21 protein-coding genes, 1 pseudogene and 1 riboswitch are annotated in these 26268 nt (G+C 58.0%); of the genes and pseudogenes, 12 read left to right on the plus strand and 10 right to left on the minus strand.

Annotated elements, in window-relative coordinates:
* Positions 1-6 precede the first annotated feature (6 nt).
* Positions 7-492, minus strand: a complete 486-nt coding sequence (gene bfr / locus JYJ39_RS09665) for a bacterioferritin (RefSeq protein ID WP_205203930.1) — start codon at positions 490-492, stop codon at positions 7-9.
* Between the two features lie 192 nt (positions 493-684).
* Here bfr and JYJ39_RS09670 point away from each other — a divergent pair, with 192 nt between their 5' ends.
* From JYJ39_RS09670 to rpsT, 7 genes are all read left to right on the plus strand, one after another.
* On the plus strand, positions 685-1215 hold the full coding sequence (locus JYJ39_RS09670; protein ID WP_205203932.1) for a GspH/FimT family pseudopilin: 531 nt from the start codon (positions 685-687) through the stop codon (positions 1213-1215).
* 21 nt (positions 1216-1236) lie between these two features.
* Positions 1237-1890, plus strand: a complete 654-nt coding sequence (pilV, locus tag JYJ39_RS09675) for a type IV pilus modification protein PilV (RefSeq protein ID WP_275887970.1) — start codon at positions 1237-1239, stop codon at positions 1888-1890.
* A gap of 2 nt (positions 1891-1892) precedes the next feature.
* A complete protein-coding gene (locus JYJ39_RS09680; RefSeq protein ID WP_205203936.1) occupies positions 1893-2756 on the plus strand; it encodes a PilW family protein in 864 nt (287 codons plus the stop codon).
* Between the two features lie 2 nt (positions 2757-2758).
* On the plus strand, positions 2759-3532 hold the full coding sequence (locus JYJ39_RS09685) for a pilus assembly PilX family protein (protein ID WP_205203938.1): 774 nt from the start codon (positions 2759-2761) through the stop codon (positions 3530-3532).
* 47 nt (positions 3533-3579) lie between these two features.
* Positions 3580-7167 (plus strand): pilus assembly protein, encoded by a 3588-nt coding sequence (locus tag JYJ39_RS09690; RefSeq protein WP_205203940.1) that lies wholly within the window; start codon positions 3580-3582, stop codon positions 7165-7167.
* Between the two features lie 10 nt (positions 7168-7177).
* Positions 7178-7606: a type IV pilin protein gene (locus JYJ39_RS09695; protein WP_205203941.1), complete on the plus strand. Its 429-nt coding sequence runs from the start codon at positions 7178-7180 to the stop codon at positions 7604-7606.
* A 99-nt stretch (positions 7607-7705) separates the two neighbouring features.
* Entirely contained in the window at positions 7706-7978 is a 273-nt protein-coding gene (gene rpsT / locus JYJ39_RS09700) for a 30S ribosomal protein S20 (RefSeq protein WP_205203942.1), read from the plus strand.
* 127 nt (positions 7979-8105) lie between these two features.
* Here the strand turns inward: rpsT and JYJ39_RS09705 are convergent, their stop codons facing one another.
* From JYJ39_RS09705 to JYJ39_RS09735, 7 genes are read right to left on the minus strand one after another with little or no spacing between them, the layout of a single operon-like run.
* Positions 8106-9908 carry an acyl-CoA dehydrogenase gene (locus JYJ39_RS09705; protein WP_205203943.1) on the minus strand — a complete coding sequence of 601 codons (1803 nt, stop codon included), beginning with the start codon at positions 9906-9908 and terminating at the stop codon, positions 8106-8108.
* Positions 9909-9932: 24 nt separating this feature from the next.
* Complete coding sequence (locus tag JYJ39_RS09710; RefSeq protein ID WP_205203944.1) at positions 9933-10889, minus strand: NAD(P)H-dependent flavin oxidoreductase; 957 nt, start codon at positions 10887-10889, stop codon at positions 9933-9935.
* A 3-nt stretch (positions 10890-10892) separates the two neighbouring features.
* Entirely contained in the window at positions 10893-12554 is a 1662-nt protein-coding gene (locus JYJ39_RS09715; RefSeq protein WP_205203945.1) for a long-chain-fatty-acid--CoA ligase, read from the minus strand.
* Positions 12555-12604: 50 nt separating this feature from the next.
* Positions 12605-13186, minus strand: a complete 582-nt coding sequence (locus JYJ39_RS09720) for a chalcone isomerase family protein (protein WP_205203946.1) — start codon at positions 13184-13186, stop codon at positions 12605-12607.
* The gene (locus tag JYJ39_RS09725; RefSeq protein ID WP_205203947.1) at positions 13104-13694 is read right to left on the minus strand and encodes a DUF4442 domain-containing protein; all 591 of its coding nucleotides are present in this window, start codon (positions 13692-13694) and stop codon (positions 13104-13106) included. The genes JYJ39_RS09720 and JYJ39_RS09725 overlap by 83 nt, the downstream gene beginning before the upstream one ends.
* A gap of 9 nt (positions 13695-13703) precedes the next feature.
* Positions 13704-14900, minus strand: coding sequence for an acetyl-CoA C-acyltransferase (locus JYJ39_RS09730; RefSeq protein ID WP_205203949.1), 1197 nt, complete (start codon positions 14898-14900; stop codon positions 13704-13706).
* 22 nt (positions 14901-14922) lie between these two features.
* Positions 14923-17322, minus strand: coding sequence for a 3-hydroxyacyl-CoA dehydrogenase/enoyl-CoA hydratase family protein (locus tag JYJ39_RS09735; RefSeq protein ID WP_205203951.1), 2400 nt, complete (start codon positions 17320-17322; stop codon positions 14923-14925).
* Positions 17323-17549: 227 nt separating this feature from the next.
* On the opposite strand from JYJ39_RS09735, the gene JYJ39_RS09740 reads away from it, so the two are divergent.
* The 3 genes from JYJ39_RS09740 to JYJ39_RS09750 all read left to right on the plus strand — a co-directional run bounded on the left by JYJ39_RS09740 (position 17550) and on the right by JYJ39_RS09750 (position 21473).
* Positions 17550-19178: a methyl-accepting chemotaxis protein gene (locus JYJ39_RS09740; RefSeq protein ID WP_205203953.1), complete on the plus strand. Its 1629-nt coding sequence runs from the start codon at positions 17550-17552 to the stop codon at positions 19176-19178.
* Between the two features lie 190 nt (positions 19179-19368).
* Positions 19369-19926 (plus strand): phasin family protein, encoded by a 558-nt coding sequence (locus tag JYJ39_RS09745; RefSeq protein WP_205203955.1) that lies wholly within the window; start codon positions 19369-19371, stop codon positions 19924-19926.
* Positions 19927-20102: 176 nt separating this feature from the next.
* Entirely contained in the window at positions 20103-21473 is a 1371-nt protein-coding gene (locus JYJ39_RS09750; protein WP_205203956.1) for a sodium-dependent transporter, read from the plus strand.
* Between the two features lie 18 nt (positions 21474-21491).
* Here the strand turns inward: JYJ39_RS09750 and JYJ39_RS09755 are convergent, their stop codons facing one another.
* Together JYJ39_RS09755 and JYJ39_RS14210 are read right to left on the minus strand one after the other, a co-directional pair.
* Entirely contained in the window at positions 21492-22052 is a 561-nt protein-coding gene (locus tag JYJ39_RS09755) for a mechanosensitive ion channel family protein (RefSeq protein ID WP_205203957.1), read from the minus strand.
* Between the two features lie 608 nt (positions 22053-22660).
* Positions 22661-23146 (minus strand): annotated as a pseudogene (locus JYJ39_RS14210) (3'-5' exonuclease); the annotation flags it as partial.
* A 96-nt stretch (positions 23147-23242) separates the two neighbouring features.
* A riboswitch (cobalamin riboswitch) is annotated at positions 23243-23448 on the plus strand.
* Between the two features lie 128 nt (positions 23449-23576).
* Between JYJ39_RS14210 and JYJ39_RS09765 the strand changes: the two are divergent.
* A complete protein-coding gene (locus tag JYJ39_RS09765; protein WP_205203959.1) occupies positions 23577-25430 on the plus strand; it encodes a TonB-dependent receptor domain-containing protein in 1854 nt (617 codons plus the stop codon).
* A gap of 462 nt (positions 25431-25892) precedes the next feature.
* A complete protein-coding gene (locus JYJ39_RS09770) occupies positions 25893-26216 on the plus strand; it encodes a hypothetical protein (protein ID WP_205203960.1) in 324 nt (107 codons plus the stop codon).
* Positions 26217-26268 lie beyond the last annotated feature (52 nt).

Consider the following 26268-nt stretch of genomic DNA (forward strand, 5'->3'; position numbering starts at 1 on the left):
CCCTCCTTATGCCGGATTGCCCGAGCCCATCTGACTCTGCAGGTAATTTTGCAGACCGGTCAGATCAATCAGGCGTAATTGTTGTTCCAGGAAATAAGCGTGATCCATCTCGGTGTCTTCGAGTTGCACCTTGAGCATGTCGCGGGTCACGAAATCATGGGCCTTCTCGCACGCGACGATGGCCTTCTTCAGTTCGGCATCCACCTTGTATTCCACATCCAGATCGGCTTTGAGCATCTCCGGCACGGTTTTGCCGACTTTCAAGGCTTCGCGCTTGGCCAGGTTTGGCTTGCCTTCCAGGAACAAGATGCGCTGAATCAGAGCGCGTGCATGCTGCCGTTCATGATCCGATTCGTGTATCGATTTCTCGGCCAGTACGTTCAGCCCCATGTCGGCATACATCTCGCCGTGCAGCAGATACTGATCCACCGCCGTCAATTCGCCGGCCAGCAATTCATTCAGAATCTCGATGATTTTCTTGTCGCCTTTCATGTGTTTTCTCCGCTGTGGTAAGGGCTTCATTGTAGGGGGTGTGGGTGGGTTTTGGGGGATTACCGGGGGTAAGGTTTGATGAACAAGTTGTTGTTCGAATCAAGCAAGCCAGGCAGTGACCGCTGATCCTGTATCCGTAACCGTCGATCTGGAAGTATGGTTTTTTTTGGGTGCACTGAAGAGAATGAGATCATGCGCTACTCATATACCATCCCCTTCCCAAAGTCTTCTCGCCAGTGCGGCTTCACCATGGTTGAGCTGATGGTGGTGATTGCCATTCTGGCAGTTCTTGCAGCAATTGCTGCGCCAAGCTTTCAGTCTCTCATCGAACGATGGCGGGTGCGTTTGGTGGCGGAGGAGCTCGAAGGCAGTATTTATTACGCACGCTCCGAAGCAATCAAACGTGGTGGTTCTGTGACCCTTGAGGCCAAAGGGAGCGGTTGGCAAGATGGCTGGAGCATTGTGCACACCCAAGGGGCCAACAGTACAACACTGCAGGAAAAAGCGGCTTCAGGGCAGGTGAGTATTACTTTGGCTGGGAGTAATGGAAAAATTGCCGTTGATCGTTGGGGGATGATGGGCCATAGCGGTGGTTTGCCGGTTCTGCTTGATTTCACGATTGTGCCAGCCGGAAAAACGGCAAGCGATGCGAGTGCAGCGCGTTTGTGCGCGGGATTGGGGGGGCGTGTGCGGCGAGTCAAAGGCAGTGAGAGCTGTGCTTGATGTGATTTGGGAGAAGAGCAATTGAAGTCAAATAAACAATCGGCTGTCAATCTACGGCAACAGCGCGGGATGACCTTGATTGAGTCCGTTGTGGCTATTGTGGTGGCTGCACTGGGGATTCTCGGAGTTGTCGGCACGCAGGTGCGTACATTGGCTGACACTCAAACTACGGTACGCCGCGCCCAGGCTATCCGTTTGATTGAAGATCTCAGCGAGCGTATGCGAATCAATCCCAGTGCCTTGGCAGCTATAGACACCTACGTGACCGCATTTGCGGATGAGCCGACTGTTGTGGCTTGTCCGTCTGTGGGATGTAATAAAAATCAGCAGGCTACTTACGATCTTGCTGTCTGGAAGCAGAATGTTCGTAATACTTTGCCACTCGGCAAGGTGGCGGTGTTTGTACCTCAGGCGGAAACGGGTTTAGTGGCAGACCAAAGGCGACAGTTGGGGGTCATGATTGCCTGGCGCGAAAACGAAAGAGATAGCAGCAGCGCGTACAAAGACCAGATTGACGCCACCAAAGAGCGGGCAGCAGATGGAAGCCTGAGTGATGGGGCGGGGGGGGTGGTGTCTTGCCCCGTGAACCACACGTGCCATTTGCAATATCTTCCTGTCCCCACGCGCTGCGCTGCATACCAGCCATTAAATGGCCATGTTTGCCCAGGAGAATAATTGTGAATAGAAAAAATTCTCATATTTATGCCAAACGAATTCAACTTGGAATTTCACTAGTCGAGTTGATGGTTGGTGTTGCAATTGGGTTATTGGTTGTCTCCGTGGCTGTAGGTGCATTAATGGTGTCAAGGAACATATCAGGCACCGTTAGTGATGCGACGATGATTCAACAGCAAGCGGCTTATGCGATGCGCGTTATTGGATCACAGATACGTCAGGCCGGTTCATTACGGTTAAATCTTGATGCACGAAGCACAGGAAGTATTGAGTATCTGACTCAGGTTGGAATAGAAACAAAAGCGCCTGCAGTCGGTGGAGGTAATGGGTTTTTTCCAAAAAAAGACTCAATTTCAGGGACTGATAATTTTATTTCTTTAGCATATCGCCGCTATAAGGAAGCTAGCTTCAGCGCTGCGGCAGATACGTCCTTGAGTCGTAATTGCTTGGGTGGGCCCGCCGATGCGAGTGAAGATCAGCGGCTTGAGAGCATATTTGATGTGAATGGAAGCCAGTTGCGATGTGATGGCAATGGCGCAGGCGCTCAGCCAATTGCAAATAACGTGGCGGATTTTCAGATCCGTTACCTTCGCCAAGACAACTCAGAAAAAGGTAACAGCAAAATGCAGCGGGTGCTTGGCTCTGCCGTTGCGAACTGGGCGCAAATCCAGGGGGTAGAGGTTTGCCTTGTTATGTACGGTAACGAACCCATCGAAATCCCGGTGGGTAGCTCTTATGTTGGTTGTGATGGGAATAACGTGGACTTGAATTCACTAACGGGCGTTCGCGCGCGACGTCTGCATTTGGTGTTTCGTAACACCTTCCAAATGCGTAGCCAAGGCTTAGCTGCTAGTGAAGGGATTTGACTGTGAATAATCAAACAAAAAAAATATGCGTTAGAGGTATGTTTTTAACGCCAAACCACCAGCGTGGGGTTGCCCTATTTGTGGTTGTGGTGTTTGTTCTTCTTTCCATGCTTCTTGCTTTGTGGTCGGCACGTTCCTCATTTTTTAATGAATTGGTTGTGGGGAATGATGCTGACTACCAGCGAGCACACGAAGCTGCTCAAGCCTTATTGCAGGATGCAGAGCGCGACATTGAAATGTCTAGCGAAAACCCACCCAAACCGCTGGGAGGGAGTGTGTGTGGAGGGGACGTTTGTCGTGTAACCCATACGTATAAATTGAGCTCAGATAATTTGTTGGCCTCCTTGTTGGGGCTGACCACTGAAACTACGGGGTGCAGTAAAGGTATTTGCGTAAGACGTGGTAATCCAAAGCAGGATTTCTGGAATGATGAAACGGCTTTGGCTGGGTTTGCCAAAACCGGTGTCGGTATGCGCTATGGGCAAGTGACTGGGGCTGCGGTTACAGGAAAAGGCAATCCAATTTTATCAGACGTTACAGCGGACAATCGTGGTGGTTGGTATTGGATTGAGGTGTTCAAAAGTATTGTTGTCCAGCCTGGTTTGATAACGGATGAGCCAAATAATTTTATGATGGTTAGGGCTGATAAAGATAAGGGGGATGCGATCGTTTATAGGATAACATCCCTTGCGTATGGCAGAAAGCCAGGAACGATGGTGGTACTGCAACAAACTCACCTTGAGCAGCGCGATAACTTGGATGAAACTGAGTTTTAGCTCTGTAGTTAAGTTGTGCTATGAATAATCTATAAAAGGAGCAGATCATGCCCAAAAGAATTTCAGCAGATCAGGTGTTGCGCCCAACGCTATTAGCAATTGCCGTAAGTGCTGCTCTGGTGCCTCACGTCGCAAAGGCGCTCGATTTTGCTCAGGCACCTCCGGGAACGGTACAGCCCTATGTGCGGCCGAACGTGATCATCTCGGTTGATGACTCGGGGAGTATGGATTTTCGTCTGGATAAAGAAAGTACAAGTGGCGCGACGAATGAAAAAACTCCATATGCTAACGGTAGTTGGCCTAGCACAAGCCGACGAATGAATGTATTGAAATATGCGCTGCGCTCTGTTTTTGATCCGAGCCATCCTAAGTACGATAATACGTTGTTGCCAGATGGGAAGATACGACTGGCCTGGCAGGTGATGCACAATAACGGCGGATCAACAGATGCGAAGAGTGTTGACAGTGAGTCACTGAAGAATAACTCCATGCGACCTTTGGAAGGGGAGCATCGTACGAATTTTATTAGTTTTGTAAATAGTCTAGATGCGAGTGGTGGTACGCCATCACATACGATGTTTTCTCAAGCAGATGCCTATTTGCGACGCCCGCCAAGCAAGAGTGGTCCATGGTCGGGTAATCCAGGGGGTAATGATACAGCCGCCTCAACCTACCTGGGTTGTCGACGTAACTATCATATCTTCATGACGGACGGTCGCTGGAATGGGACCGCATCAGGGGGGCATCAGGATTGTGCTGCCCCTTACAGTAATTGTAATACAGACGCCAAAGGTGCCAATAAAACATTGCCGGATGGCACCGTCTATAGCTCCTCTACAGCAGCGAATAGACCAAACAATGAATTATATTCTGATAATTACGCCAATACGCTGGCAGATTGGGCGTTTAAGAGCTGGTCGCAAAGATTGCAGCCAGTAGGGGCATTGACAGGCGACCCTGAGCCCGCAGCGGATTATCGTAAAGCCCCTGCGAGTGAAAGTTTTGGTAATGATAAGGATGGAAAGCTTGCTTCGCTGGAGCGTTACTGGAATCCAAAATACAATCCAGCAGATTGGCCGCATATGGTGACCTACACCATAGGTTTCAGTGCGATGGCGTATACGTGGCCTGGAGCTCCGGATATTATCGCGCCGACGCAAATGGTACCATTTGGTTATGACGGAAGCTTTCCGAGCTTGGTGACAGGGGCGCTTGAATGGCCAGCAATGGATAATGAGAACAAACGTTCGCTCGATCTTTGGCACGCAGCACTAAATGGCCGTGGTCGTTTCTATGCGGTAGAAAAGGGGGAGGATCTGGCGAAAGCATTCCGTGATATTTTTCAGCAAATCAACAGTCAAACTGATCCTGATCTGTCGTCACTGGCGACGAGCGGCTTCAGCACAATCTCTGGCGATGTTGGGGCATATGTGGCCAACTACGAGCCAAAAAATGCCTGGAAAGGATTTGTAAAGGCATCAGTGTGGAAACAGGATGGAACAGAAGGTTTCCCAGCGGAATGGGGGGGGAAGGACACGGCAGCCAAGCTGGATGCAAAAGGAGCTAGTGCACGCCTGATTTTAAGCTGGAGCGATCAATGGTCAGGGAGTAAGGATAAGGGTGGGGTTGCTTTCAAATGGAGTAATGATCAGAGTTACCTGAGTGCACAACAAAAGTCTTGGCTAGGGCTGAATACAAATGCTTCAGGTGTTACCGTAAAAACAAATGGTCAGAATGTGCTTAATTATGTCCGAGGTGAGCGTAGTTACGAAGGTGCCGAGCTTTCCGGTGGTTCAGGTTATACGGCAGCTAAACCTTTCCGTCAGCGCTACTCCATTCAGGGTGATATTGTAAACTCAGAAATTTGGTACGCTTCAGTTCCGGTTAGCAACTACGGTCAAAAAGGCTATGTTGATTTTATTAAAAATAATAAAAATCGCTTGCCAATGCTTTATGTGGGCGGGAATGACGGTATGTTGCACGGATTTTCTGCGCATGATGGAGATGAGAAAATTGCCTATGTGCCACGTGGAGTGATTCCTACGCTGAAACTTCTTGCAGAGCCAGATTTTAATACCAAGCACCGCTATTTTGTTGATGGCTCGCCTTTGGTAGGTGATATTGATCTTAATAGCTCTGGTTTGTCTGATAGTAACGATTCCTATACGCCGAACTGGAAATCTTATTTGGTGGGAACACTAGGGGCTGGCGGTAAGGGTTACTTTGTTCTTGACGTGACTTCGCCCGCTGCTTTTTCGGAGAGTGGTGCCAGCAATTTGGTCGTGATGGATCGCAGTATCAGTGCGGAAGCAAGTGCCAAGCCTAATTGTGGCGCTTTGACAGGAGCGCAGAAGACCGCCTGTGATGCTGCTGAAGAGGAGAATAGGGATATCGGGTTCATTACGGCAAAGCCCGTGCGTTCGCTTGAGAACCCAATGCGTTCCTCTCAGGTTACCCGGATGAACAATAACCGCTGGGCTGTTGTTTTGGGAAATGGATACAACAGTGATAATCAGCGCCCTGTACTTTTGATTCAGTACCTGGATGGGGATAAGAAATTGGTCCGTATTGCAGCTACCACTGATACGCAAGGTACGGGCATGGCCAAAGATAATGGGCTGGCTGCGCCGCGCGTTGTTGATATCAATGGTGATGATCGGGCTGATATTGTTTATGCGGGGGATAACCAGGGGAATTTATGGAAATTTGACCTGACCAATGAGAATGATAGCCTCTGGAAGGTGGCATTCGCTGGTCAGCCGTTATTCTCGGCTACAGGGCCCGCTTCTCTCGGGAGTGCGCGCACTTTGAAACAGGCAATTTCTGCTCCACCTATTGCGCGTGCCAATAATCGTTTGAAGGTGGTTGGTAGCGGCACTAGCCAGACGGTTGCGCGGGTTGGAGGGATGATGGTGGCCTTTGGCACGGGGCGTAACGTTGACGTCAATGATCAGAAAAGCACCAAGGTCGAAACGCTGTACTCGGTTCTTGATAACACACGTTACCGCACTGTGACGGGCACGCTGGGTAAGCGTCTCGAAGTGCATCCGGGTGGCGGTACCTGTTCTCCAATTCCACAAGACGATTGCGCACCTGTTCCCAAAGCGCTGGGTGAGGGTGTGGCGACTGCCAAATTGGTCAAACGCTCATTCTCGTCTACTGCAAATACAGCAGGGTTTCAGGAGTTGCAAAAAGATGAGGCCCTGAACTGGGCAAGCCATAATGGTTGGTATCTCGATTTTCCAGCTATCGGGGAGCGCTTGCTTAAACCAACTGAATTTTATGACGACAGTAATGTGCTGGCGGTGTTTTCTCAAGTTCCAGCAAAAGGCTCCGATGCCGATCCGGATGTAGAGAGCTGTGAAGTGATCTCCGTTGATGATGAGCGGCAATATCTGCAGTTCATGAACATCATGGACGGTGCTCCACCTTCGATTCCGATTTTCAAGTCAGCAGGTGCAGCAAATCAGACGAGGCTTGCTATAGGCAAGGGGGCGCATAGCATTATGAACTTGGATAAATCTACCGGGCGCCTTATTTCAGGCAAGGGCGGGAGCGGAGCAGGGGGCGATCCCATTGATCTTAATCGTGCCCCGGTGCAGATTTTGCGCCCCAGTTGGCGTCAATTGAAGTGAAGGAAAGAATATGCTTTTGAGTAAAAAATATCCTAAAGCGATCGGCTTTACGCTTATAGAGCTGATGATTGTCGTGGCGATTGTGGGTATCCTTGGTTCAATTGCTTACCCGAGCTACACCGAGTATGTGCGCCGAGGGCATCGCGCCGAGGCGCGCGCTGGTTTGCTGCAAGCAGCGCAGTGGATGGAGCGTGCGGCGACTGCAACAGGAACTTATCCCTTGGCGGCAGCTTTTCCCGCGAGTCTTAAAACCGTGCCTAACGGTCGTTACACCATTGGAATAGTTTCGGCAGACGGTGCGACATATACCTTGACTGCGGCCCCTCAAGGGGCGCAGTCGAGTGACAAATGTGGCAGCTACACCCTGACGCAGGCAGGGGTACGCGGTGCGGCTGGCGTTACATCGGGGGACAAAATCAGCGAATGCTGGGGTAAGTAAGTGTTCGGTCGTCGAAAATGCCCTGTACTGTACTTGTGCATTGCAGGGGTTTCAGGATACAATTCCCGTCTTTGATTATTTACCTTCTGGATTTAATTCATGGCCAATAGCGCACAAGCCCGCAAGCGCGCCCGTCAAGCAGACAAGCAGCGCGCCCATAACGCAAGCCTGCGTTCGACCCTGCGCACCGCGATCAAGCGTGTGCGCAAGGCGATCCTCGCCGGCGACAAAGCCGCCGCCCAAGGCGTCTTCCAAGAATCGGTTTCGGTGATCGACCGTATCGCTGACAAGAAAATCGTGCACAAAAATGCCGCAGCTCGCACCAAGAGCCGTTTGTCGGCGCAGATCAAGGCACTCGGCGTCGCCGCCTGATTCCTTTGTAATCTGGGTTACCGCCCAGCGTGCAAAAGAGCCCTCGGAGATTTTTGAGAGCTTTTTGTTTTTGTGTTGGTAAATGAAAAAAGCGCCTTGCGGCGCTTTTTTACTGGCTGCGGCTTGATCAGGCCGTAAACATCGCATCGCCTAGCGCGGTGTTGCCGCTGTCGCCCGCCTTGACTGTCTCGGCACAGGCAATGGCCTGGGGCAGCATCTGGTCGGCGTAGAAACGGGCCGTGGCAAGTTTGGCGCGGTAGAAGGCGGTGTCGCCGCTGCCTTCGGCGAGGCGGGCGCTGGCGGCGAGGGCGGCTTTGGCCATCATCCAGCCGTTACAGGCGACGACCGCCAGGCTGAGGTAGGGCACGGCGGCGGTGAGCACCCCGGCGAGGTCTTTCTGGGCGTTGGCGGCGAGCCATTCGGTGCTGTCGGTCCACATTTTGAGGGCGACGCCGAGTTTCTGACCGATGCCGGCGAGTTCCGGTTTGCCGCTGGCGATCAGGGTCTTGACCGTGGTGTGGATTTCGCCAAAGACGATTTTTGCGGTGGCGCCCTGGTCGCGCATGAGTTTGCGGAAGAGCAGGTCGTTGGCCTGGATGCCGGTGGTGCCTTCGTAAATGGTGGTGATGCGCGAATCGCGCCAGTGCTGGGCGGCGCCGGTTTCTTCGATGAAGCCCATGCCGCCGTGGATCTGGATGCCAAGCGAGGTGACTTCGATGCCCATTTCGGTGCCGCCCCCCTTGACGATGGGAATCATGAATTCGGCGAGGTAAAGGGCCTTTTTGCGTGCTTCGGCATCTTCCAGGTGACTGGCCCGGTCGAGCAGACCGGAGGTGTAGTAGGTGAGGGCGCGGGCGGCTTCGACACGTGATTTCATTAGCAGCAGCATGCGGCGGATGTCCGGGTGTTTGTCGAGGGTGACCAGGGTGGCACCGGTCAGGGCGTCGCGTCCCTGCTGGCGCTCGCGGGCATAGGCCAACGCCTGTTGATAGGCGCGCTCACCGAGGGCAACGCCTTGCAGGCCGACGCCGAGGCGCGCTTCGTTCATCATGATGAACATGTATTCCAGGCCGCGATTGGCTTGCCCCAGCAGATAGCCGACCGCCCCTTCGCCCTTGTCGCCATAGGCCATGACGCAGGTGGGGCTGGCGTGGATGCCGAGCTTGTGTTCGAGCGATACGCACCAGGCATCGTTGCGCGCGCCGAGTGAACCGTCGGCATTGACCAGGAATTTCGGCACCAGGAACATCGAGATGCCTTTGACCCCCGGCGGTGCGTCCGGCAGGCGGGCCAGGACGAGATGCACGATGTTGTCGGTCATGTCGTGGTCGCCGTAGGTGATGAAGATTTTCTGGCCGAAAATGCGGTACGTGCCGTCGGCCTGGGGTTCGGCGCGGCTGCGGATGAGGGCGAGATCGGAACCGGCTTGCGGTTCGGTCAAGTTCATGGTGCCGGTCCATTCGCCGGAGACCATCTTTTCCAGATAGACCGCTTTCAGTTCGTCGCTGGCGCAGGTGAGCAGGGCTTCCACCGCGCCGGTGGTGAGCAAGGGCCCCAGGCTGAAGGAAATGTTGGCGGCGCACAGCATTTCCTTGGCGGCGATGCCCAGCGTGTTGGGCAGGCCCTGGCCACCGAATTCGGTGGGCAGGGTGATGCCGTTCCAGCCCGCCTTGCGGTACTGGCTGTAGGCTTCCTTCCAGCCGGGGGGCGTGCGCACGCCACCGGCGTCGAGCTGGCAACCTTGCTGGTCGCCGATGCGGTTGAGCGGAGCAATGACTTCGCCCGCAAATTTGGCGGCTTCATCGAGAATGGCATCGGCCAGGTCCGGGGTGGCCTCGGCAAAGGCCGGCAGCTGGGCCAGTTCGTTGAAACCGGCGATTTCGTCCATGACGAAACGCATGTCCTTGACGGGAGCGCGGTAGTCGCTCATGAGGGTGTCTCCTTTTTCGGGTTTTTAGAAAAGTTGCTGGGTGAGGCGGTTTCTGGCGGCTTGATATTCGCTGCGCAGCTGCGCAACGATGTCGGCGGCCGGGAGGATGGCGTCGATGCTGCCCACGCCCTGGCCGGCCCCCCAGATGTCGCGCCAGGCTTTGGCGCTCTTGCCGTCATCGGCGGCACCAAAGTTCATGACGCTCTTGTCACGGTGCGGCAGGTTGTTCGGGTCCAGGCCCGCCGCGACGATGCTTTGCTGCAGGTAGTTGCCGTGCACGCCGGTGAAGTACGGGGTGTACACCACGTCTTTCGCTGTGGCGGCGACCAGGGTGTCCTTGTAGGCAGAGACGGCATTGGCTTCGCTGCTGGCGATGAAGCGGGTGCCGATGTAGGCGAAATCAGCCCCCATGGCTTGTGCGGCGAGAATGGCGGCGCCGTTGGCAATGGCGCCGGAAAGGGCAATGGGACCATCCCAGAATTTGCGGATTTCGCTGACCAGGGCGAAGGGGCTGAGGGTGCCGGCATGGCCACCGGCCCCGGCGCAGACCAGGATCAGCCCGTCGACACCGGCTTCGATCGCTTTTTCGGCATGGCGCACGCTGATCACGTCATGGAACACCTGCCCGCCATAGGCATGCACGCGCGGCACGATGGCGGTGGGTGCCGAGAGGCTGGTGATGATCAACGGCACCTCGTGTTTGATGCACAGCGCCATGTCGTGTTCAAGACGGGTGTTGGAGGCATGGATGATCTGGTTGACCGCAAACGGTGCCGCTCCGGGGCTGGCCGCCAGTTCGCGCTTGATGCGCAGCAGCCAGTCATCGAGCAGGGCTTCCGGACGTGCGTTGAGTGCCGGAAACGAGCCGATGACGCCGCTTCTGCACTGGGCGATCACCAGATCCGGATTGGAAACGATGAACATCGGCGCGCAGATCACGGGCAGTTGCAGGTTCTTGTTCAGAGCGGCGGGGATGGGCATGGGTCAGGCTCCTTCTTTCAAGGCGCGACGCAGGATCTTGCCGACGTTGGTACGGGGCAGGTCGTCGCGGAATTCGACATATTTCGGGACTTTGTAGCCGGTCAATAGGTGCCGGCAGTGCTCGATCAATTCGTGTTCGGTGACGCGGGGATCCTTGCGCACCACGAAAATTTTCACCGCTTCGCCGGCCCGTTCATCGGGTACGCCGATCGCTGCGACGTCGATGATGCCGGGGTGCATGGCCACGGCTTCCTCGACTTCGTTGGGATAGACGTTGAAACCGCTGACCAGGATCATGTCCTTCTTGCGGTCCACCAGGAACACGTAACCTTGGGGGTCGATGTAGCCCATGTCGCCGGTGCGCAGAAAACCATCGGGGTAAAAGACATGCTCTGTTTCGTCGGGGCGGTTCCAGTAGCCCTTCATCACCTGCGGACCACGGATGCAGATTTCGCCGACCTGGGTGCCGGGTACTTCATTGCCGTTGTCGTCGCGGATGGAAATTTCGGTCGAAGAGATGGGGAGGCCGATGGCACCATTGAAGTCTTTCATGTCGAGCGGATTGATGGTCGCCGCCGGACTGGTTTCGGTCAACCCGTAAGCCTGCAGCAACGGCACCCCGACCACCTGTCGCCAGTGTTCTGCCACGGGCGCCTGTACTGCCATGCCGCCACCGAGGGTGACGTTCATGGTCGAAAAATCGAGCTTGGCGAAATCCGGGTGGTTGAGCAGGGCGTTGAACAGGGTGTTGACGCCAGTGACCACGGTGACCGGATATTTGCCCCACTCCTTGATGAAATTGGGAATGTCGCGCGGGTTGACAATCAGCAGGTTGCGCGCGCCGATCATCAGGAAGGTCAGGCAGTTCGCGGTGAGCGCGAAGATATGGTAGAGCGGCAGCGCGGTGATGATGAATTCCTGCCCTTCATGCACCACCGGACGAATCCAGCTATAGGCCTGGGTGACGTTGGCGGCAATGTTGGCGTGGGTGAGCATGGCCCCTTTGGAAATGCCGGTGGTGCCGCCGGTGTATTGCAGGAAGGCGATGTCGTCCTGGGCCAGGGGGACGGCTTTCCAGCCATGCCGGCGACCGGCGCCCAGTGCGGCCTTGAACGACAGGCTGCCGGGCAGTTTCCAGGCGGGCACCATTTTCTTGACGTGGCGGATGACGAAGTTGACCAGGGTGCCCTTGACGGCGCCCAGCATCTCACCCAGCGGCGTCACCACGACATGGCGCAGCTGGGTGTGGGCGATCACCTGTTCCAGGGTGTGGGCGAAATTTTCGACGATGACGATGGTCGTCGCTCCCGAATCCTTGAGCTGATGTTCCAGTTCGCGCGGGGTGTAGAGCGGATTGCAATTGACCACGACACAGCCGGCGCGCAAGGTGCCGAACAGCGCGACCGGGTATTGCAGCAGGTTGGGCATCATCAGGGCGACGCGGTCGCCCTTCTGCATGCCGATCGACTGCAGCCAGCCGGCGAAATCGCGGGTTTCTGCTTCCAGCTCGGCATAGGTCATTTCCTTGCCCATGCTGATGTAGGCCACCTGGTCGGCAAATTTGCGGCAGGCGTCTTCGAACAGGGCGACCAGCGAAGGAATGTGATCGATGTCGATCTCCGCCGGTACGCCCTGGGGGTAACTCTGTAACCAGATCTTTTCCATGGTGTCTCCTCCTGGATATGTCGCTGGGTATTCGTTTGTCTGTTTTTTGTTCAGTGACCAAGCAGTGCTTTTTTCAGCGCTGCATCTGCCGGTTGGTCGCCCAGCCACACTTTGAGCAGGGCAGCGGCAAAGTCGGCCCCTGCCACCATACCGGCGTTTTGATTGTTGCGCAGCAGGGAGACACCAGCGCTGGAAAAGTCGAGGTCAATGACATCCCCGGGGCGCACCTTGCCCAGCGCTCGCATCAAGGTGCCTAGCTGGTCGATTCTGGGTTGCAGGGCACTGAGTTGCGCTGGGGTCAGGTTGTTGCGCATGCCTTCGTCGAGGGCGGCATGGAAGCTGTCGGCCTCCAGTTCGCGCAGGATGTGCAGGCGCATGCGGCGCAGTCCCTTGCCGTCGATCAGGGCGGAGGCCGAGGTGCTTTTTTCGCCGGCATAGAGGGCGCCGACATAGACCTTGAAAAACAGTTTGCTGCGTAACCCGGCGCCGTTCAGCCGCAAGGTCTGTCCATCGACATTCTGTTGTTCGGCAATCCGGGTGCCGGCTACTTCAAGTGCCAGTGCCGTGCTGCAGGCCAGTAGCAGGCTGAGGCCGAGGCTGCAGGTCGCCCGGGTCCAATGTGTTGTCCGCATCTTTGTCTCCTCCGGATTTCTTCCAGTAGTAATTTTTTTCAGCGATATAGACGGTACGTTCGACGACGGTGTGTACCGTGCCATGCCCGTCCTTGAGTTCGATCGTGTAGGTTCGTTCCAGCTCCGGATGGCGAAGCAGTTGTTCCCGGATGCAGGCCAGTTCCGCTTCGTCGATGGAAAAATCGGCATACAGCGTGGTGTAGCCCGGCTTGCGGTAGCGGATGCTGGCGGATTTGTCCCACACTACATACGCTTCGCCCAGCGCGGCCATCAGCATCATCGGGTGCGCGCCGTCAGTGATTGCGAATAGCGAACCCCCATAGAGCGAGCCGACGATGTTCTTCGTTTTCCACGAGCAGGGCAGGGCGATGCGGATGTGGCGCAGGTCGCGCGCCACATGCACCACCCGCCCGCCCGTGCCGCGAAAGGCGGGATGGAAATTGAAGCCCAGGCGTACCATGCGGGCACGCCAGGTGGGCGACAGGCGGGCAAGCCAGGCCGGTTTCATCGTAGCCGCTCAGACCCGCTCGAAAATGCCGGCAGCACCCATGCCGGTGCCGATGCACATGGTCACCATGCCGTACTTGCCACCGGTGCGCTGCAACCCATGCACCACGGTTGCCGTGCGGATGGCGCCGGTGGCGCCGAGCGGGTGGCCGAGCGCGATGGCACCCCCGAGCGGATTGACCCGGGCCGGATCGAGGTCGAGTTCGCGCATCACCGCCAGCGATTGCGCGGCGAAGGCTTCGTTGAGTTCGATCCAGTCGAGGTCATTCTGCGTGATGCCGACTTGTGTCAGCACGCGCGGAATTGCCGCAATCGGGCCGATGCCCATGATTTCCGGCGCGACGCCGCCGACCGCGTAGCCGGCGAAGCGGGCAAGCGGCGTCAGGTTGTGTTCTTTCAGGACTTTTTCAGAGACCAGCATCACCGCGCCGGCGCCGTCCGACATCTGCGAGGAGTTACCGGCGGTGACAGAACCGCGCACGTTGAACACCGGTTTCAGCTTGGCCAGTTTTTCCAGGCTGGAATCCGGGCGTGGGCCTTCGTCGGTGTCGGCCAGCCGCTCTCGGGTGGTGACGGTGCCGCGGGCGAGATCGGGCAGCTGCTCACGCACCTGGTACGGGCTGATTTCCGCCTTGAAATGGCCCGCGGCAATGGCGGCACAGGCCTTGGCGTGCGAGGCGACGGCAAAGGCGTCCTGATCGTCCCGGCTGATCTGCCATTGTTTCGCCACTTTTTCGGCGGTCAGGCCCATGCCGTAGGCAATGGCGACGTGCTCATCGGTAAAGATGGCCGGATTCATCGCCATCTTGTTCCCCATCATCTGCGGCATGATGCTCATCGACTCGGTGCCGGCGGCGATCATCACGTCGGCCAGGCCAAGGCGGATCTGATTGGCGGCGTCAGCCACCGCCTGCACGCCGGATGAGCAGAAGCGGTTGATGGTGAGGCCAGGCACGGTGATCGGCAGGCCGGCCAGCAGCAGGCCAATGCGGGCGACGTTCATGCCTTGTTCGGCTTCCGGCATGGCGCAGCCGACGATAACGTCGCCGATGCGGGCGGGATCAATGCCCGGTACCTGCGCCACCACCGATTTGATGGCGTGTGCCAGCATGTCGTCCGGGCGGATGTTCCGGAACATGCCGTTTTTCTTGGCCACCGGCAGGCGGGTGGCGGCAACGATGTACGCGTCCTGAATCTGTTTGTTCATTATGTATGTCTCCTCGCCGGGCTTAGTTGCGCAGGGGTTTGCCGGTGTCCAGCATGTGCTGGATACGGGCCTGGGTGAGCGGGTTTTTCAGCAGGTCGACGAACAAGCGACGTTCGACGGTCAGCAGCCATTCTTCATCGACCCGGCTGCCGCTTTCGATGTCGCCGCCGCAGAGGGCGATGGCGGCGGCTTTGGCGACCTGGTAATCGTGCGCGGAAATCATGCCGCCTTCCCGCATGTTGACCAGCATCATCTCGAAGGTGGCGATGCCGGTGCGGCCGGCGACCGGAATGTTGCGCGCCATCGGTGGCGGTGCCCAGCCGGCGTCGGCTAGGTTGCGCGCTTCGCGGATGGCGACCCAGAGCAGTTCGTGGGCATTGAACAGGACCGTGTCGCTGGGCCGGGCAAAACCGTAATCGATCGCTTCCTGGGCGCTTTTTGCCACCTTGGCCATGGCGATGGTCTGGAAGACTGGTTGCAGATAGTTGAAGACTTCGCCCGGTACCGCCGATTGCGCTGCCCAGGCGGCGGCGCGGACAGCGAATTCCTTGCAGCCGCCACCGGCTGGAATCAGCCCGACGCCGGCTTCGACCAGGCCGACATAGCTTTCCAGCGCCATGACGCGTTTAGCGGCGTGCATGACGAATTCGCAACCGCCGCCCAGGGCCATTCCCTGCACCGCAGCGACCACGGGCACCTGCGCATATTTCAGCGTTTGCGAGGCGCGCTGGAATTTTTCCACGGTCTGTTCGAGGCGATCGAACTGGCCGGCGGCGATGGCCTGCGTGACCTGCGCCAGATTGGCGCCGACGGCAAACGGTGCCTCGTGCCAGACGACCACGCCGGCGAGCGTTGTTTCCGCCTGGCGCACGGCAGCAATCACGCCGTCGAGCACCTCGTCGCCGATGGTGTGCATCTTCGATTTGATGGACAAGATGCCGATGCCCGCATCCTGCTCGGGCAGGCGCCACAGGCGTACGCCGTCATTCTCGTACAGCGTTTCGCCGGCGTGTTCCGGGCGCAGCCCGGCTTCGCCCAGCACCCGTTCTGGGAACAGCTGGCGTTGGTAAACCGGCAGCGTCGAGCGGGCGGCATAGGTATTGCGCCGCGCCGAGTACGAGCCGGCGCTGCCATGTACGCCCTGGCGCCCGTTTTCCAGTACCCAGGCCGGCAGCGGTGTGTTGGTCATGCTCTTGCCGGCGGCGATGTCAGCGGCAATGGCTTGGGCAATGTCAGCCCAGCCGGCCGCTTGCCAGGTTTCGAACGGCCCCTGCGCCCAGCCGAAGCCCCAGCGCATGGCGAAATCCAGATCGCGGGCATTGTCGGCCACATGTTCGAGCTGCACGGCGCAGTAATGGAAGACGTCGCGAAAGATGGCCCACAGGAATTGTGCCTGTGGGTGGCTGGAGGCCCGCAACGCGGCAAACTTTTCGGCGGGATTGCGGATCTTGAGAATCGCTGCAACTTCCTCGGCGACTTCGCCGGCCGAGCTGCGGTAATTCTGCGTAGCCAGGTCGAGTACCTGGATTTCCTTGCCCTGCTTGCGGAAAATGCCGCAGCGGGTTTTCTGGCCGAGGGCCCCTTGTTCGATCAGGGCGGTCAGCCAGGTGGGGGTGTTGAAATGGGCGTGCCAGGGATCGTCCGGCAGGGTGTTGCGCATGGTATTGACCACATGCGCCAGGGTGTCCAGACCGACGACGTCGGCGGTGCGGTAAGTGGCGCTCTTCGGGCGACCGATACGGGGGCCGGTGAGGGCGTCGACGGTGTCGAAACCGAGCTTGAAGGCGGCGGTGTGGTGCATGACGGCGAGTATGGAAAACACGCCGATGCGGTTGGCGACGAAATTGGGTGTGTCGAGCGCACGGATGACGCCCTTGCCCAGGCGCGAGGTCAGCCAGGTTTCCAGCTGGTCCAGAGTGGTCGCGTCAGTGCTGGGGGTGGCGATGATTTCCACCAGGTGCATGTAGCGTGGCGGGTTGAAAAAGTGAATGCCGCAGAAGCGCGGCTGCACCTGCGCCGGCAGGCCAGCGCCCAGTGCCTGCATGGACAGGCCGGAGGTGTTGGAGGCGACGATGGCGGTTGGTGACAGATAGGGCGCGATGCGGGCGTAGAGATCGTGCTTCCAGTCCATGCGCTCGGCGATGGCTTCAATGATCAGATCGCAGTCAGCCAGCAGGGGCAGGTGCTGGTCATAGTTGGCGGCATCAATGTAGGCCAGCTTGTCCTTGCTGGACAGCGGTGCGGGATCGAGTTTCTTCAGGCCGGCCAGGGCTTTATTTACGATACCGTTCGGATCGCCTTCCTTGGCGGGTAAATCGTAAAGCAGCACAGGTACGCCGGCATTGGCCAGATGGGCGGCAATCTGTGCGCCCATCACCCCGGCGCCCAGAACGGCTGCTTTCTTGACGTTCAATGTGTTCAAGATATGTCTCCTTTTTTTGATTTCGTCAAAAATAAAACGAACGTTTGAATTATAGACAGGGCGCACCTGGGGTCAAGCGTTTTTTTACTGACGTCAAGACGGGGGGCGAAAGAGGCTGTGTCACCCCGTGCAGCTGTCAGAAATGGGGCGTTAAATAGTCATTGCGTGCCATGGCCGTTGGGCTAGAATTTTCTGGTCTGGTAAATCATTTGAGGATGGGGAAAACCATGGGCTGGTTCGATCATTTATCGCTGCGCCACAAATTGCTGGTGAACTTTGTGGCGAGTGGCGGTGTATTGCTGCTGGCGCTGGTGTTTCTTGGTTTCCAGATCCGTACCGTGGGCGGGCATACGCAGGAAATCGCCAAGATCTGGTTGCCGGCGCTTGGCACGGCGGGCGAAATCAGCCAGTTGCGGCTGCGTTTCCGGGTGCGTAGCCTGGAGTACATGCTGCCGGGGAGCGCGGAAGAAAAAGAAAGAATCCGTCAGGGATTGAACAAGCTTGACGCTTCGCTGCATGCGGCCTTGAAAGCCTATGAACCCTTGATTACCAGTGAAGATGAGCGGCGCATACATGGCGAGGCGATTGCGGCCATCGCGGCGTACAAAGCTGAAGTGGACAAAGCCATTGCCCTGGCCGAGGCGGGCGATGAGGCCGGGGCGCAGACCCTGCGCCGTACAACCTGGGTCAAAGCCGCCGATCTGGTGCGCGACAAGACGGATGCACTGATTGAAATCAATCATGCCGGCGCAGCCCAGGCATCAGAGGTGGCTGATGCCGCCGTCACTGCCGGCATCCAGTCCAGTGTCGCCAGTCTGGTTGCCGGGGCGGTGCTGGCGCTGCTGGTTTCCTGGCTGGTTTCGAGGCGCATGGAGCGGCAGTTGAATGAAGCCGTGACAGCGACGCAGCGGATTGCCAGTGGCGATTTGAGTGGGCGTTTGCCGGCGGCCAGCCGGGATGAAATCGGGCGCATGTTTGCCGGACTCGGCACCATGCAGGAGGCACTACGCCAAGCCATGGGGGAAACCCGGCAGAGTGCCGATGAAATCATTGCCGCCTCGCAATCGCTCAACCACGCAGTGGATCTGATCGATCAGTCGGCTACCGTGCAGAGTACAGCAGCCTCCGCCATCGCCGCCAATGTCGAGGAATTGACCGTTTCGATCAACCATGTGTCCAGCAACACGAGCGAGGCTGCGCGTCTTGCCAATGCATCGGATGAACAGGCCGAAGAAGGGCACGAGGCCATCGCGGAACTGGTTGACCAGATCACCCAGATGTCCGGAGTGGTGCATCAGGCGGCAGATACCATCAACAGCCTGCGCGACGAATCGGAAAAAATTTCCAGCATCGTCGAAGTGATTCGTGAAATTGCCGACCAGACCAATTTGCTCGCCCTGAATGCTGCCATTGAAGCAGCGCGTGCGGGTGAGACCGGGCGTGGTTTTGCCGTGGTGGCCGATGAAGTACGCAAGCTGGCGGAACGTACGGCGGTGTCGACCGGCGAAATTCGCGCCATGGTCAGTTCCATCCAGCAATCAACGGGGCAGGCAGTGGTCGGTGTGCAGCGTGGGGTTGATCTGTCCAATAGCAGCGTCGAACTGGCGCAGCGTGCAGGGACGGCGATTGCACAATTGAAGGAAATGGCGCAGCAGGTGGCGGAGGTGGTGAACGAGGTCAATAACGGTCTGCGCGAACAGTCGGCGGCTTCAACCGATGTGGCGGTGAAAATCGAGCAGGTGGCTACGCAATCGGAAGAGGCGAGCGCCATTGCGCACGAAACGGCAACTGCAGCCCGTAGCATGGATAAAACCGCACAGCGCATGCAGGAAATCGTCAGCCGCTTCCGTTTGTGATGGCCTGATGCGCTGGCAGGAAACAGGGCAAATCCCCGCAGTCAGAAGCTGCGGGGATTTTTTTGGATACATTTTGCTGCGCCGCACAAATTGCTTGACACTCTGGTTGCTGTAGATACAATTGCGCCATGTTGCATCGCAGCAAGTGCGGTGTGCCTGCCATATAAAACAACTCAACGGAGTAACTGAAATGAACTTCAAACCGCAAGAATTCGCCCAGTCCGGCATCAATTTTTCCCTGTTCGTCGCCAATACCGTGCTGAACGGTGTCGAGCGCCTGGCTGTGCTCAACCTGGCCGCTAGCCGTTCGGCTCTGGAAGCTGGCATCAGCAACCTGAACATCCTTCTGGGTGCCAAGGATCTGCCCAGCTTGATCGAACTGCAGAAAAGCATTGCCACGCCGAGCCTGGAGAAGGGTGTGGAGTACTCGCGCAACGTGATCGCCATTGCGACCGAAGCCAAGGACAAGATCGCCAAGGAAGTGGAAATCCACGTTGCCGACACCAAGGCCAAGGTTTCCGGCCTGGTCGAAAAGGCGCTGGAATCGGCGCCGGCAGGTTCGGAAGTGGCTGTTGCTGCCGTCAAGTCGGCCATGCAGTCGGCCAACGAAGCCATGGGCAACCTGAACAAGGTGGCCAAGCAGGCTGCTGAAGTGACCGAAGCCTCGGTTGCTGCCGCGACCGAAGCGACCATTCAGGCGGCTGGTGTTGCTGCGGCCCCGAAGGCCAGCAGCAAGAAGGCTGCCTAAGCCAGACTTACTGCGTCACGCAGGCCGAAACCGGGGGCAACCCCGGTTTTGTCGTTTACGCCGTCGTTGCATGCGTGCGATGTCAGCATCCCCGGATTAGCAGCGTAAAATCTGCCCCCTGCCAAGTTATCGAGCGCCGAATACGTCCATGGCGTGCTCAATCCGGAGAGGGTGAAATGAAAAATCAGGAAACTGCTCAGGCGCCAGAGGCGCGCGTGCATTGGTCCAGTCGCTGGGGGTTCTTTCTGGTGACGGTCGGTTCGGCGGTAGGGCTGGGCAACCTCTGGAAATTCCCCTACATGACCGGCAGCAATGGCGGCAGTGCCTTCGTCCTGGTTTATCTGTTTTGCATTCTGCTGATCGGCGTCCCGCTTTTAATGGCGGAAACCCTGCTGGGGCGGCGTGGACAGGCAAGTCCAGTGGGGACGATGCGCCTGCTCGTTGCCGAAGCCGGGGCTAGTAAGGCGTGGCTGGCTATCGGCTACATCGGCATCATGGGCTCTTTCCTGATTCTGTCGTTCTACAGCGTGGTCGCCGGCTGGGTGCTGGAATATACGTGGCAGGCAGCGGGTGGGTTCGCCCCGGCGCCCAAGGAAGCCTTCGGACAGGCCTTCAGTGATCTGCTCGCCAATCCAGGCCGCCTGATTTTCTGGCATACGCTGTTCATGGCCATGACCGCCGCAGTCGTGCTGGGTGGGGTGACTTCCGGTATCGAGCGCGCCAACCGGATCATGATGCCGAGCCTGTTCCTGATCCTGCTGTTCCTGGTGGGCTACGGCGCCTTCGCTGCGGATCTGCCGGCGGCCTTTCGTTTCCTGTTCCACTTCGATGCGGCAGCCATCAACCGCAGCGTGTTGTTCGCTGCTATGGGACACGCGTTCTTTACCTTGAGCCTGGGGATGGGGGCCATCATTACCTATGGCTCCTATCTTGACCGGGCTACTTCGATTCCGCGTATCTGCCTGCAGGTGGCAGTGGCCGATACCCTGGTGGCCCTGCTGGCCGGTCTGTCGATCTTTGCCGTGGTGTTCGCCCAGGGACTGGAACCGGCCGCTGGGCCGGGTTTGCTGTTGCAGACACTGCCACTGGCGTTTTCGCAGATGCCGGGGGGGCAGGTGGTCGGTTTCCTGTTTTTCGTGCTGGTGGTATTTGCCGCCTGGACCTCCTCCATTTCCCTGCTGGAACCCAGCGTTACCCTGGTTGTCGAGCGTTTTGGTCTGGGCCGCCAGGTGGCCGTGCTGCTGGTGACGCTGGGCATCTGGTTGCTGGGTGTGGCGGTAGCCCTGTCGTTCAACGCCTGGAGCGGTGTCACCCTGTTCGGACTTGGTTTTTTCGATTTGCTCGATACCCTGACGAGCAAGATCATGATGCCGTTGGCCGGGCTGCTGATTGCGGTGTTTACCGCCTGGGTTATGCAGCGTCGGCATGTGGCCGATGAAATCGGGCTGTCTGGCCGCAGTTTCTCTTTCTGGTACCGGGTGGTGGCCTTTGTGTCGCCGGTGGCCATTGCGATCATCTTCCTCAACGTGATCGGTATCCTGGGCTAAGGCCAGCGTTCAGCCAGTCTATTCCGGGGCGCTGATCTTGACTCGCACCATGCGTTGGAAGAAGAGGCTGTTGGGGACCTGCAGCAGGCTGGGCTCGCGGTCGGGCAGGTTTTCCCGGAGGGTGGTGTGGATCAGGTGAATGTCGAGCACCTCGCCGCCCAGTCCGGGTTTGTCGCCGTTTTCCAGGATTTCGATGTGATCGTGCAGGCGAAATGGCCGGGTGGTATAGATCAATATTGAGCAGAACAGATTGGACAGGACGCTCCAGGCGGCAAAAAAAGCGACTGCCGCCACGGTTGTGAAACCGGTGATGGCGCCCCACAGCACCATGCTCGAGACCCCGAAACGATCGAGGATGAACAGCAGAAGTCCGCCGAAAATAAGCGCCGTACTGATGCGGCCCCCGCCAACGATCAGTTCCAGTGGCAGGTTGTGACGCAGCACGATGCGGCGGATCAGCCAGTGCAGTACAGCTCGTAGCAGAAAGGCCAGGAGTACGGCGGCGCCGATCTGCAGTGCCAGGGTAATGTCAGCCAGCCAGGGCATGGCCCAGTCGGGGAGATGGTTTTTAAGTTTCATGAGCGGGCTTCGAGCGAGGTCAATTGGCCGGCGTGTTTGCTCAGGATGGCGTAGATGTCGGCGTCAAACCCCGGGCGGGGGGCGGTGAGCAGAGCCGGGAGGGCATCCGGTGTTTCTGCGGTGCCCAGGTAGCACCACTGATCGACCAGATGCAGGGTCGAGAGTTCGCGTAATGCTGCCGGCCCGGCAAAAGGCCAGCGCGGCGCCGGCCCGCTGTGATTGCGTCGGGGCCGTTGCAGGCTGGGGGGAGATAACGCGCGCAAACGCGCTTCGAGCAGGCGGGCGCCGATTTCGCCCGCAGTTTCATGCCAGACAATATGCTGTACCCGTTCCCGCACCTGGCGGTCGCGGCTGGTCTTTTCCGGTGCGGCAAAAAATTGCGACAACTGCCGGGCGATGTTGCCGGCGCGGCTGATCCACAGGGCTTGACCCGCCGCGTCGCGCAGTTCGAATACCCCCGGTGTTTCCGGCAATTCTTCCGCTAGTGCCGGGTCGATCTGCGGCGGCAGAACGCAGGGCGGATTCTGCGCGGCAATGGCGGCGGCGATCTGCTCCGGCGTGCGTTCCCGGTGCGCAATCTGCCAGAACTGGTGCACCAGTTGCGCATCGGCCAAAGCCCGGTGACGTGCCGCGGCCTGCAGACGGTGCCGTTCGATCAGTGCATCCAGACTGTGCCGTTGATGTTCCGGATAGAGGGCGCGTGACAGTTTGACCGTGCATAGGGCTGGGCCCCGGAAGCGGACGCCGGCGCGCTTGAATTCATGTTTCAGGAAACCGTGATCGAAACGCGCGTTGTGCGCTACAAACAACCGCCCCTGCAAGCGCGCCAGGGTTTCTCCGGCAACTGCTGCGAAGGGTGGCGCAGTGGCGACCATGGCATTACTGATGCCGGTCAGTTGTTCGATGAAGGGTGAAATGGGTTGCCCGGGATTGACCAGCTGCTGCCATTCATCCACCCGACCATCGGCATCGACGGTGACGATGCCGATTTCGGTGATGCGGTCGACCGCCGCCGTGGCGCCGGTGGTTTCAAGGTCAACGAAGGCAAGTGGTTGCATGGGGGTCGAGTTACCGCGGTGGGGCAAAAGCGGCATTGTGGCGTAAAAGAAGGAGGAGGGGAAACGCGGTGATGGATGACAGAGACCCGTATGGATCTGCCCTCCGGATGCGTGGCCGCCTCTTTTGCTGCTAGAATCCGTCGCGTTTCAGGTGCCGTTGGTGGATCGATTCCACCGCGGTGAAACGGGAAAGCGGTGCGCCTCCATGGAGGCAATTCCGCTGCTGCCCCCGCAACGGTAAGCGAGTGCGGGCGTATCACAAAGCCACTGGGTTACACCGGGAAGGCGATACGTCAAGACTTGCAAGCCCGGAGACCGGCCTGCGACAAACACGTCAAGAGTGCTGCGGGGAGGCGGTGCTGGCTGTCGCGAGCCGCTGAGGCTGTCGTGGCCTGCCCTTTTTCCCCAGCATTCATATTCAATGATGCACCGGCTTGCGGGGACGCTTGCCGGCGGAGGGAAACTCATGCATATCCGACTCAAGCCGCTGGCGGCCTTGCTGCTGCCGCTGTTCGCCTTAAACACCCAGGTCCGGGCCGAGCAAAGCTTCGATCCTGTCGTCGTCACTGCGACACGTAGTGAAAGCCGCGTGTCTGAGGTGCTGGCTGATGTGACCGTGATCGACCGGGCAGAAATCGAGCGTCACGGCGCCGGGACCATCACTGAACTGCTGGCTCGCCAACCGGGCATTCAGGCGGTGCAAAACGGCGGCCCCGGGACGTCAACCAGCTTCTACATTCGTGGCGCCAATGCGGCGCATACTAAGGTTCTGGTTGATGGGGTTGCCATCAATTCAGTTGATTTGTCCGGTTCGCCGCTGCGCTTCATTTCGCTCGCTGATGTCGAGCGCATCGAAGTCCTGCGTGGTCCGGGGTCGACGTTATATGGCGCAGATGCCGTCGGGGGGGTGATCCATGTCATCACCCGGCGCGGCGCTCCAGGGCTGCGTGCCGATGGTTTCGTCGGCTATGGCAGTAAAAACACCCGTCAGGCCAGCGCCGGTCTGTCCGGCGGCAATGAACAGTGGCGTTTCCGTGTTGAAGCGGATCAGCGTACCAGCGATGGTTTTTCTTCGCAGCGCAAGGCCAGCAACCGTGATGCTGATGATGATGCTTACCGCAACACGGGGGGCGCGGCGTCGCTATCCTTCATGCCGGCGGCCGGCCATGAAATCGGCGCTGCATACCGGCGCAATGAAGGCCGGGCGCACTACGACAGTGGCAATCAACCGGCCAATGGCAACTACGACGACCGGGTCGATTTCACCGCCGAGCAATGGCAGGTTTTCAGCCGTAACCGTTTGACTGAGCACTGGGTCAGCCGCCTCCAGTATGCCGAAGCGGAAGATCGCCAGACTTCCTGGCGGAGGGATGCCTGGGCCGAGGAAAAGACACAGCAGGATACGCGCAATCGCCAGATGAGCTGGCAGAACGATGTGATCCTGCCGCTGGGTAAGGCATTGTTCGCGCTTGAGCGTCATGAGCAGGAGATTCGCCCAGTCACCGGTTTCATGCGGCAGCCCGAGATCGACAACAATTCCGCCCTGCTTGGCTGGACCGCCAGCGCCGGTGACCATAGCTGGCAGCTGAACGCTCGCCGCGACGAGCATTCCGAGTTCGGCGGCCAGAATACCTGGGGCGCGGCCTACGGCTACCGTCTGAGCCAGGCACTGCGGGCACATGTCAGCTATGGCACTGCTTTCAAGGCACCTTCGGTTTACCAGTTGTTCATGAATTCTCCGTGGGGCAGCGGCAATCCCGATCTCAAACCGGAAAAATCGCGCAACCAGGAGCTTGGGCTGGCTTGGGACAATGGCACGCATACGGTCAACGCCACCTGGTATCGCAACCGGATCACTAACCTGATCGATTGGGTTTCCGATCCCGTGACCAGGGTGGGTACTTATGAAAATGTCAGCAAGGCGCGTCTGGAAGGGGTGACTGTGACTTATGCCGGGCGCTTCGGTGAGTGGAACGTCAAGGCCAGTTACGACTGGCTGGATGCCGAGAATGCTGACAACCATAAAGTACTGGGGCGTCGTGCCAAACACCGGGGCATGGTCGGCGTCAGTCGCACCTGGGGTGCCTTCGAGGCCGGCGTGGAAGCGCTGGGTGTGGGCAAGCGTTACAACAGCAATAACGAAACTGGCGAGATGGGCGGCTATGGCCTGGTTAACCTGACCGGGCGTTACGCCATCAACAAGAGCCTGTCGATCGAGGGACGGATCAACAACCTGTTCGACAAGAACTACGAACTGGCTCAGGGGTACAACACGCCCGGCATGAATGCCTTCATCGGCATTCGGTACACGCCGCAATAACGTGGTTCAACCTCTCCGGCACGGTCAGTCGATGGTGCCGGAGAGGCTTTCATGCGGCGGATTGATTCCCTCTGGAAAACGTCATCACCACGCGCTTGGTTAAATGACTATGCCCGGATGGGTGCTGTGGGTTATCCCCGGAACCTTTATCGGTAGTCGAATCTAGCTACTATAAGTTAGCCTAGGCGCTGTTTTGTGGCTATAACGCATCTGGCAGTGGGGCCCAGGTGCTCGATAACAGTAGCGGTTGCCTTACTATTGGTTGTGCGATTACTATTACTCGGTGTTTCCATGGTCAAGGATCGGGTTTCATCTTCGCTATGAATCTACCGGGTTTAGAAAAGATTTCCCACTGGGCGCTTTCGGCAAAGCCGAATGTGCCAGGAGTCCAAGCGACAGCGCGGCAGGTCTGGGGCACGGAGTATCCGATCCCCTCGGCGTGTTGGGTCTAGGCCGAAGGCGATGGACCACACCATCATCCAAGCAGGGGTAGTCAGAGATTCACACGGTGTCGAGTGCTCGATCCCTGTGATTCTGACCGACCAGGGTCCGTTATTACCCCTGGTCGATTACATGCTGTGGAGCATCAACAGCAAGAGCCACTCGTGGCGGGGCAAGCTGGCTCAGGGAGTGAGTCTTCTAATCCAATACCTTGCCGCGAACAAAGACCTTTTCTCCACTCCACACGAAGCGTTCTCGGGTTTTGTGAACCGCTTGGCCAACGGCACGGTTGGCGAGGACGGGTTGGACCCGTCGGGGCTTTACTGGGGTGCCAAAGCCTCTTGAGGTAGGCTGAAAAAAGTGGAGTCCAACGTTTCGTAAAATGATCGAAAACGGA

The sequence above is a fragment of the Azonexus hydrophilus genome (genome assembly GCF_905120355.1).
Taxonomy (GTDB): domain Bacteria; phylum Pseudomonadota; class Gammaproteobacteria; order Burkholderiales; family Rhodocyclaceae; genus Azonexus.

Excerpts from the sequence above, each read along its gene's own strand:
- bfr (WP_205203930.1), bottom strand. The coding sequence starts at position 492 with ATGAAAGGCGACAAGAAAATCATCGAGATTCTGAATGAATTGCTGGCC.
- JYJ39_RS09670 (WP_205203932.1), top strand. The coding sequence starts at position 685 with ATGCGCTACTCATATACCATCCCCTTCCCAAAGTCTTCTCGCCAGTGC.
- JYJ39_RS09690 (WP_205203940.1), top strand. The coding sequence starts at position 3,580 with ATGCCCAAAAGAATTTCAGCAGATCAGGTGTTGCGCCCAACGCTATTA.
- JYJ39_RS09695 (WP_205203941.1), top strand. The coding sequence starts at position 7,178 with ATGCTTTTGAGTAAAAAATATCCTAAAGCGATCGGCTTTACGCTTATA.
- rpsT (WP_205203942.1), top strand. The coding sequence starts at position 7,706 with ATGGCCAATAGCGCACAAGCCCGCAAGCGCGCCCGTCAAGCAGACAAG.
- JYJ39_RS09705 (WP_205203943.1), bottom strand. The coding sequence starts at position 9,908 with ATGAGCGACTACCGCGCTCCCGTCAAGGACATGCGTTTCGTCATGGAC.
- JYJ39_RS09710 (WP_205203944.1), bottom strand. The coding sequence starts at position 10,889 with ATGCCCATCCCCGCCGCTCTGAACAAGAACCTGCAACTGCCCGTGATC.
- JYJ39_RS09715 (WP_205203945.1), bottom strand. The coding sequence starts at position 12,554 with ATGGAAAAGATCTGGTTACAGAGTTACCCCCAGGGCGTACCGGCGGAG.
- JYJ39_RS09720 (WP_205203946.1), bottom strand. The coding sequence starts at position 13,186 with ATGCGGACAACACATTGGACCCGGGCGACCTGCAGCCTCGGCCTCAGC.
- JYJ39_RS09725 (WP_205203947.1), bottom strand. The coding sequence starts at position 13,694 with ATGAAACCGGCCTGGCTTGCCCGCCTGTCGCCCACCTGGCGTGCCCGC.
- JYJ39_RS09730 (WP_205203949.1), bottom strand. The coding sequence starts at position 14,900 with ATGAACAAACAGATTCAGGACGCGTACATCGTTGCCGCCACCCGCCTG.
- JYJ39_RS09740 (WP_205203953.1), top strand. The coding sequence starts at position 17,550 with ATGGGCTGGTTCGATCATTTATCGCTGCGCCACAAATTGCTGGTGAAC.
- JYJ39_RS09745 (WP_205203955.1), top strand. The coding sequence starts at position 19,369 with ATGAACTTCAAACCGCAAGAATTCGCCCAGTCCGGCATCAATTTTTCC.
- JYJ39_RS09750 (WP_205203956.1), top strand. The coding sequence starts at position 20,103 with ATGAAAAATCAGGAAACTGCTCAGGCGCCAGAGGCGCGCGTGCATTGG.
- JYJ39_RS09755 (WP_205203957.1), bottom strand. The coding sequence starts at position 22,052 with ATGAAACTTAAAAACCATCTCCCCGACTGGGCCATGCCCTGGCTGGCT.
- JYJ39_RS09765 (WP_205203959.1), top strand. The coding sequence starts at position 23,577 with ATGCATATCCGACTCAAGCCGCTGGCGGCCTTGCTGCTGCCGCTGTTC.
- JYJ39_RS09770 (WP_205203960.1), top strand. The coding sequence starts at position 25,893 with ATGGACCACACCATCATCCAAGCAGGGGTAGTCAGAGATTCACACGGT.